The sequence below is a fragment of the Mycobacterium sp. genome, assembly GCF_032162105.1.
In the GTDB taxonomy this organism is placed as follows: Bacteria; Actinomycetota; Actinomycetes; order Mycobacteriales; family Mycobacteriaceae; genus Mycobacterium.
Window position 1 is genome coordinate 1 of sequence record NZ_JAVRPS010000001.1, and the last position, 6,651, is coordinate 6,651.

The 6,651-nt window shown below is 63.9% G+C and carries 7 protein-coding genes and 1 pseudogene; 1 reads left to right on the forward strand and 7 read right to left on the reverse strand.

Going from position 1 to position 6,651, the window contains the following annotated elements; all coding sequences use genetic code 11:
• Positions 1 to 311, reverse strand: a 311-nt coding sequence (locus QOC69_RS00005) for an SDR family NAD(P)-dependent oxidoreductase (protein ID WP_526435090.1), incomplete at its 3' end; no start/stop codon positions are given.
• Positions 312 to 473: 162 nt separating this feature from the next.
• Between QOC69_RS00005 and QOC69_RS00010 the strand changes: the two genes are divergently transcribed.
• Positions 474 to 1,337 carry a helix-turn-helix domain-containing protein gene (locus QOC69_RS00010; RefSeq protein WP_526435102.1) on the forward strand — a complete coding sequence of 288 codons (864 nt, stop codon included), beginning with the start codon at positions 474 to 476 and terminating at the stop codon, positions 1,335 to 1,337.
• Here QOC69_RS00010 and QOC69_RS00015 read toward each other — a convergent pair.
• The 6 genes and pseudogenes from QOC69_RS00015 to QOC69_RS00040 form a co-directional block, all read right to left on the reverse strand.
• On the reverse strand, positions 1,281 to 1,664 hold the full coding sequence (locus QOC69_RS00015) for a hypothetical protein (RefSeq protein ID WP_526435092.1): 384 nt from the start codon (positions 1,662 to 1,664) through the stop codon (positions 1,281 to 1,283). The genes QOC69_RS00010 and QOC69_RS00015 overlap by 57 nt on opposite strands.
• On the reverse strand, positions 1,661 to 2,179 hold the full coding sequence (locus tag QOC69_RS00020) for an anthrone oxygenase family protein (protein ID WP_526435094.1): 519 nt from the start codon (positions 2,177 to 2,179) through the stop codon (positions 1,661 to 1,663). The genes QOC69_RS00015 and QOC69_RS00020 overlap by 4 nt, the downstream gene beginning before the upstream one ends.
• A gap of 87 nt (positions 2,180 to 2,266) precedes the next feature.
• Positions 2,267 to 5,170 (reverse strand): MMPL/RND family transporter, encoded by a 2,904-nt coding sequence (locus tag QOC69_RS00025; protein WP_526435096.1) that lies wholly within the window; start codon positions 5,168 to 5,170, stop codon positions 2,267 to 2,269.
• On the reverse strand, positions 5,167 to 5,607 hold the full coding sequence (locus QOC69_RS00030) for an MmpS family transport accessory protein (RefSeq protein WP_526435098.1): 441 nt from the start codon (positions 5,605 to 5,607) through the stop codon (positions 5,167 to 5,169). The genes QOC69_RS00025 and QOC69_RS00030 overlap by 4 nt, the downstream gene beginning before the upstream one ends.
• Positions 5,604 to 6,095, reverse strand: coding sequence for a MarR family winged helix-turn-helix transcriptional regulator (locus QOC69_RS00035; protein WP_526435100.1), 492 nt, complete (start codon positions 6,093 to 6,095; stop codon positions 5,604 to 5,606). Before QOC69_RS00035 ends, QOC69_RS00030 begins: the two co-directional genes overlap by 4 nt.
• A 369-nt stretch (positions 6,096 to 6,464) precedes the next feature.
• Positions 6,465 to 6,651, reverse strand: a pseudogene (locus QOC69_RS00040) (hypothetical protein); the annotation flags it as partial.

The following is a 6,651-nucleotide window of genomic DNA, read 5'->3' on the forward strand; positions in this document are numbered from 1 at the left end:
GTGCGGCCCTCGGGCACGAGCATGATGCCGGCATTGTTGACCAGGATATCGAGGTCGCCCACCCAGTTGGCCGCGAAGCCGCGGACCGAGGCCAGGTTGGAGACGTCGAGTTCACGGATCTCGGTGCGTCCGGGCATTTGTGCGGCTGCTTGGGCTCCCTTGTCCGTGTTGCGTACGGCTAGCACGACGTTGGCGCCCGTCCGGGCCAGTTCGCGGGCGGTGACAAGGCCGATGCCGCTGCTTGATCCGGTCACGATGGCGGTCTTGCCGGTCAGGTTGGGCATATCGGCAGTGGTCCATTTGTGGGTCATGACATCCAGTAGAGGGCGATGTCGGAAGCAGTTCCAGGACGCGTTCAACCACTGACTCTCAGGGCTTGGATAACCGGCGACGATCGGTGCACAGTGAAAGACGGCTTGGTAAGCCCGTACAGACCAGTTGCGAAATCACGGTTCGGACGATGGGACGTGGGTATGGACCCGGTGGCGTTGGCTGAGTTCCTGCGCAGTCGCCGCGAGGCACTTCAGCCCGAGGATGCCGGCCTGCCCCGCGGCCGGCGGCGCCGCACCGCTGGACTACGGCGTGAAGAGGTCGCCATGTTGTGCGGAATGTCCAGCGATTACTACAGCCGCATCGAACGCGGGACGGGCGCCCAGCCCTCGGGACAGATGGTTGCGGCCATGGCCCGCGGCCTCCATCTGGATCTGGACGAACGCGATCACCTGTTCGCTCTCGCCGGCTATACCGCCCCGTCCCGTGGGCTGCGCGCCGAGCACGTCAACCCGGGCCTGATGCGAGTCATCGACCGGCTAGACGACACCGCCGTCCAGGTCGTCACATCCGTTGGCGTGACACTCCTGCAGACTCCCCTCGCGATGGCGCTACTCGGTGACCAGATGACCTACACCGGCCACGCCCGCAGCGTGGTGTACCGGTGGTTCACCGACCCGGCCTCACGAATGATCTACCCGGCAGCCGACCACGAGCATCACGGACGGATCTTCGCCGCACAGCTGCGCGGCGCGGTCACCCACGACGGCCCGCAGTCCGACGCTGCCGAACTCGCCCGCATTCTTCGACGACAAAGTCCCGAATTCGCGCAGTTATGGGCGGATTACGAGATCGGCCTGCGCTACACCGATACAAAACGATTCGCCCACCCCGAGGTCGGAGAACTCTCGCTGCACTGCCAAATGCTGCTGGACCCCGACCAGTCCCAGGCACTTGTCGTCTTCACCGCCAAACCCGGCACGCAAGACGCCGAAAAGCTTCGGCTGCTGTCAGTCACCCGGAACCAGAAATTCAGCGGCATGACGACGGGCAGTGCATCGATCTAAGGAAGTGCCACTAGACCGCCACGGTGCCGGTGTGTCGGCGCGGCTCCCGTGCCGCGGCGACGAGATAGGCTCCGCCTCCGGCGCGCCGAAGCCGACCAGCCAAGAGGCGGCCAACATCTTGCCGATCACCGTGTCGTGACCGCGCCGGGCCTTGGTGATGGCCACTCCGGTGATGGTCAGGGCCGTCAGCAACCCGACGAGGAGAAGGACCCCGGGCGCGGCGGACGGCATCGGCAGGATCGGATCGTCGCCGTAGGAGAGGGCGAACGCGCCATATCCGACCATTAGGGCCAGGCCGAAGCTCACGTACGAGGGCCGGTTGCTCACGGCCGTGCCTGTACGTCGGTGCGATCCTGGAGCAGGCCGATCAGCATCAATGCCGCTGCGACGAATGCGGTGACGGTGCGGACGTGATTCCACGCCGTCCACGGCTGGTAGTACGCCAGCCACTCGCGGGCGGCGTCGCCCGCTGAAAGGCCCTGCGGGTCAACGCTATCGAGGTGGTCGTTCAACGGGACGTTGAAGGCCATCGTGATGATCGCCGCAAGGACCCCGAAGGCGGCGCCGACGAGCACCCACCATCTGTCGGGTTTCCGCAACTGAACGGTCGCGATGACGCCAACCACCAGCGCCAGCACCGCCGCACCCAAATACGCCAGCAGGAACGCCGCGCTCGCGTTCGCTTCGGCGTTGATGCCGCGCATCGCGGTGATCGCCTCCATGGGCCCGGTGCGATTCAGGCCGTGCATCACGAAGGTGGAGAACACGTACATCATTCCGCCCGCAGCGGCGCTGGCGATGGCGGCGATGGTGGTCAGGATGACAAATGGGCTTATACGCATGCTCAACAGTCAACGGGCAGTCGCCGAGACGATCCATCGTTTGGCGTCCGGACTGCATACGCGGGCGTCTATGCGTGCCCCTGCGCGCTACGTCTGTACCGGCACCGGCGCGGTGTCCGACTCCTCGCTTGGTGGACGCGGAGGTTGCGGCTTCCGGAAGTGATTGTCGCCGCGGGGGTAGACGACCAGCGGCCACCAGAACCATCGGCCCAGCATCGTCGCGATCGACGGCATCAGCAGCGAGCGCACGATCAAGGTGTCCACCAAGAGCCCGATCGCGATGGTGGTACCCATCTGGGCCAGCACGATCAGCTTGCTGAACGACATCGCCGCCATGGTGGCTGCGAAGACCAGCCCGGCGGACGTCACGACGCCACCGGTGCCTGCCATGGAGCGGATGATGCCGGTCTTGAGTCCGGCGTGGATCTCGTCCTTGAACCGGGAGACCAGCAATAGGTTGTAGTCCGATCCCACCGCCAGCAGGATGATGACGGACATCAGCATGACCAGCCATTGCACCTGAATACCGAAGAGGTCCTGCCAGAGCAGCACCGAGATGCCGAATGACGCGGCGATCGAGCTGGCCGCCGTTCCGACGATGACGAGCGCTGCCACCGCGGCTCGGGTCAGGATGAGCATGATCATGAAGATCAGCGTCAGGGCCGATACCACGGCGATCATCAGGTCGTACTCGGCGCCGTCGGACATGTCCTTATAGGTGGCCGCGACCCCGCCCAGGTAGATCTTGGCGTTCGAGAGCGAGGTCATCTTCAAGGCGTCCTGCGCGGCCTTGCGTTCGGAATTGACCCTGGCGATGCCCTCGACGGTCGCGGGGTCGGTTTCGTGGGTGATGAACATGCGCGCGGACTTGCCGTCCGGGGACAGGAACATCTTCAGCCCGCGCTCGAAGTCGGGGTTCTGGAACGCTTCCGGAGGCAGATAGAACAGGTCGTCGTTCTTGGCCTGATCGAAGGCGGCGCCCAACGCCAGCGCGGTGTCGTTGGTGGCCTCCGACTGGTCGAGCAGAGCCTTCTGAGAGTTGTACGACGCCAGCGACAGGTCCCTGCTCTGCTTCATGCTCGCGATGGTCTGTGGAAGAAGTGCCGTCAGCTTCGGAGCGAGGTCGGCCAGTTGGTCGGTGTTGCCTTGCACCGCTCCCGTCTGATCGGTCAGTTGGTCGATCCCGTCGAGGGAGTCGAAGAGGGAACGGATCGCGAAGCACATCGGGATGTCGAAGCAGTGCGGTTCCCAGTAGAAGTAGTTGCGCAAGGGCCGGAATTCGTCATCGAAGTCCGCAATGTGATCTCGTAGCTCTTGGGTGGTCGCCAGTAGCTCCCGCGACTTGGCCGCCGAGTCCTGCGTGAGTGCGGTTTGCTGGAGCGAGAGTTGGTACTGCTTCTCCAGGATGTCGATCGAGACGTTCGTCGCATCGACCGTCTTCTTGATGGTGTCCAGTTGAGCCCGCTGGAACGGCAGGTTCATATTGCTCGTCTGCCCCTGGACGCTCGTCTGGAACGGAATCGAACTGTGCTGGATCGGAATGCCCAACGGGCGCGTGATGTTCTGCACCATCGCAATGCCCTCGGTGTGCATGACGTTGCGGGCGATCGCGTTGAGCACCAGCATGTCGGCGGGGTTGCGCATGTCGTGATCGGCGTTGACCATCAGGATGTCGGGGTTCATTCGGGCTTCTGAGAAGTGCCGGTCGGCGGCGGCGAAGCCGATGTTGGTGGGCGCGTCGGCTGGCATGTAGTAGCGGTCGTTGTAGGCCGGCTTGTAGCCCGGAATCGCGACGAGGCCGATCAACACCACGAACAGGCTCGCCACGAAGACCGGTGCCGGCCACCGCACCACGGTGGTGCCGACCCGCCGCCAAAACCGGCTCTGGGGAGGGCGTTTGGATTCGTAGAGGCCAATCCGGGTACCCAGGAACAGCACGGCCGGGCCGAGCGTGACCGCAATCGCCACGACCACGACCATGCCGATCGCGACCGGGGCACCCATGGTGGAGAAGTAGGGCAGCCGCGCGAAACTGAGGCAGTAGGTGGCCCCGGCGATGGTCAAGCCAGAGCCCACGATGACCGGCGCGACGGACTTGAAGGTGGCGTAGTAGGCGTCATCGCGATCTTGACCCAATCCGCGATCCTCGCGGTAGCGGCCGAAGATGAAGATGCCGTAGTCGGTGGCCGCGGCAATCGCGAGCATCGTCAGGATGTTCCCGGCGAACGTCGTCAACCCGAAGGCGCCATGGGTGGCCAGCACCGAGACCACTCCGCGCGCGGTCAGCAACCCGAGAAACGTCAGGAAGAGCTGGATCAGCGTGGTCACTATCGAGCGGTAGACGACCAGCAGCATGAACGCGATCGCGACGAGGGTTATCACAGTGATCTGGGCGAGGCTGGCGTTGCCGATGACGTGCAAGTCGTTGGTGAGCGCGGCCGGCCCTGCGACGTAGGCCTGCACGCCCGGCGGGGCCTTCGTTTCTTCGATGACCTTCCGGACGGCCTCGACGCCCTGGTTGGCCAGGGTCTGGCCCTGCTCGCCCGCGAGGTTGATCATCACGTAGGATGCCTTGCCGTCCGCGCTCTGCGCACCGGCGGCCGTCAGCGTGTCACCCCAGAAGTCCTGGATGTGCTGGATGTGCTTGGGATCCTGCTGCAACTTGCGGATGATCTCGTTGTAGTAGTCGTGCGCATCGGGACCGAGGGGCTGCTGACCCTCGATGACGACCATGATGGTGCTGTTCGAGTTGAATTCCTGGAAGTTGCCGCCCATCAACTTCATCGCCTTCATCGAAGGCGCGTCCTCGGGAGCCATTGGGGCCGAATGGAGTTCGCCGACGACCTCGAGTTGCGGGGCGACCACGTTCACCACGACAGCGACGAACACCCAGAACAGGACGATCGGCACCGCGAGGATGCGCAGCAAGTGTGGAAAGAACGGGCGCTTGGGGTGCTCGTCGGTCTCGGCCGGCGGGGTCGCGTGCGTCATGCGGACTTCACCAGGCAGTACGTCTGGGCATTGACCCCATTGGCGGATTGCTCCTCACGGACGGTTCCGTTCACGGTGACGCGGCATCCAATCTGATCGGTGTCGCTCCGCGCCACGAGACTGGCGCTGACGGACGGCAATGTCGTTGACAAGGTGACCGACCACGGCAGGGTCGCGGTGATCGAGTGCACGTTGGCATCAGGGTCGAAGTAGCCAATTTGGGCAGTGCTGCCCGGCGGGCCGTACACGTCGTAGACCATGACCTTCGGATTGAACTGGACGATCTCGATACCCGCACCGGCGTTGGCATTGAGGTCCTGGGAAGCGAACATCTTGTGCAAGCGCGAAACGACGAGGCCCGAGATCGCCAGTACGACTATGAGTACCAACGGGATCCATATCTTCTTCAAGACCCGACCCACCGGAATAGCCCTCATCCGAACACCTCTCGCTGCGCAATACTGTCTGGCGAACTGTCGGCATTCGCGACGAGCCGGCACAAGATCGGATGGGCCACCCGCGCAGAAACCTGCAATGCGCATGACTCGTCCGTCGTCAGCGTCGTCATCAATGCCGCAAGGCGTGCCCGACGGACGCGCTTCCGCTCGTCGAGCAACGTCTGACCGTGCGCGGTGATGCCGATGAGGGCGGCGCGCCCGTCGTCGGGGTCGGGGAGCCTGGTCACCAGGTGCAGCCGCTCGAGCCTCTGGACCAGCTGAGTCATCGACGGCTGGCTGACTGCTTCCTTGGCGGCCAGCGTCGTAAGCCGAATCGGCCCTTCACGGCACACCCGGTTCAGCACGAACGCGGCGGACGCACTCAGATCGGCGCGATCCGTGAGAAACCGCGCGGTCAGGTCCAATGCCTGATCGAGAAGCTCGCCGACGTAATCGAAGGCGTCTTCGTCAACAGGCGGATTTCCCACTCCGTATCTATATCACGCACCCTATGTAGCGGCAATCGGTGCGTACTTGGGCCGTGGGACAGCCATTTCACAGGAATAATTGGGCTGGCGCCGTTGTTGACGGGGCCTGCGCGCGTGGCGCGGGACCAGCTGTCAGCCAGGGCCGTGGACCTCCCAAGGCCCGTCCTACGTCTCAGCCCGTTCGGCCCCCGACGGGCACCGACGATGTAGACCAGAGCAAAAATGTTGTCAGACAGGCGATTTCGCGGGCCAGCCTGGCTTCATGCAGTGCCTCAGTCGGCCGTCGGCGCGCGAATCCGCAATTTGAGCAGGCAGTGGAGAAGCTCACATACAGTGGATATCTATATATCTTCGACTATGCATTGTGGCTCACAGGGCCGCAGCCAATACGCGAATGAGCCGATCGACGTCATCCGAGGTGTTGTACGGCGCCAATCCGATCCGCAGTCCGCCCGCGTCGCCCAGCCCGAGTCGTCTCGATGCCTCGTAGGCGTAGAACGAACCGGCTGGCGCGTTGATGTCGTGCTGAGCGAGCACGGTGCTGATTTCGGCGGCA

Excerpts from the sequence above, each read along its gene's own strand:
- QOC69_RS00010 (WP_526435102.1), top strand. The coding sequence starts at position 474 with ATGGACCCGGTGGCGTTGGCTGAGTTCCTGCGCAGTCGCCGCGAGGCA.
- QOC69_RS00030 (WP_526435098.1), bottom strand. The coding sequence starts at position 5,607 with ATGAGGGCTATTCCGGTGGGTCGGGTCTTGAAGAAGATATGGATCCCG.
- QOC69_RS00025 (WP_526435096.1), bottom strand. The coding sequence starts at position 5,170 with ATGACGCACGCGACCCCGCCGGCCGAGACCGACGAGCACCCCAAGCGC.
- QOC69_RS00020 (WP_526435094.1), bottom strand. The coding sequence starts at position 2,179 with ATGCGTATAAGCCCATTTGTCATCCTGACCACCATCGCCGCCATCGCC.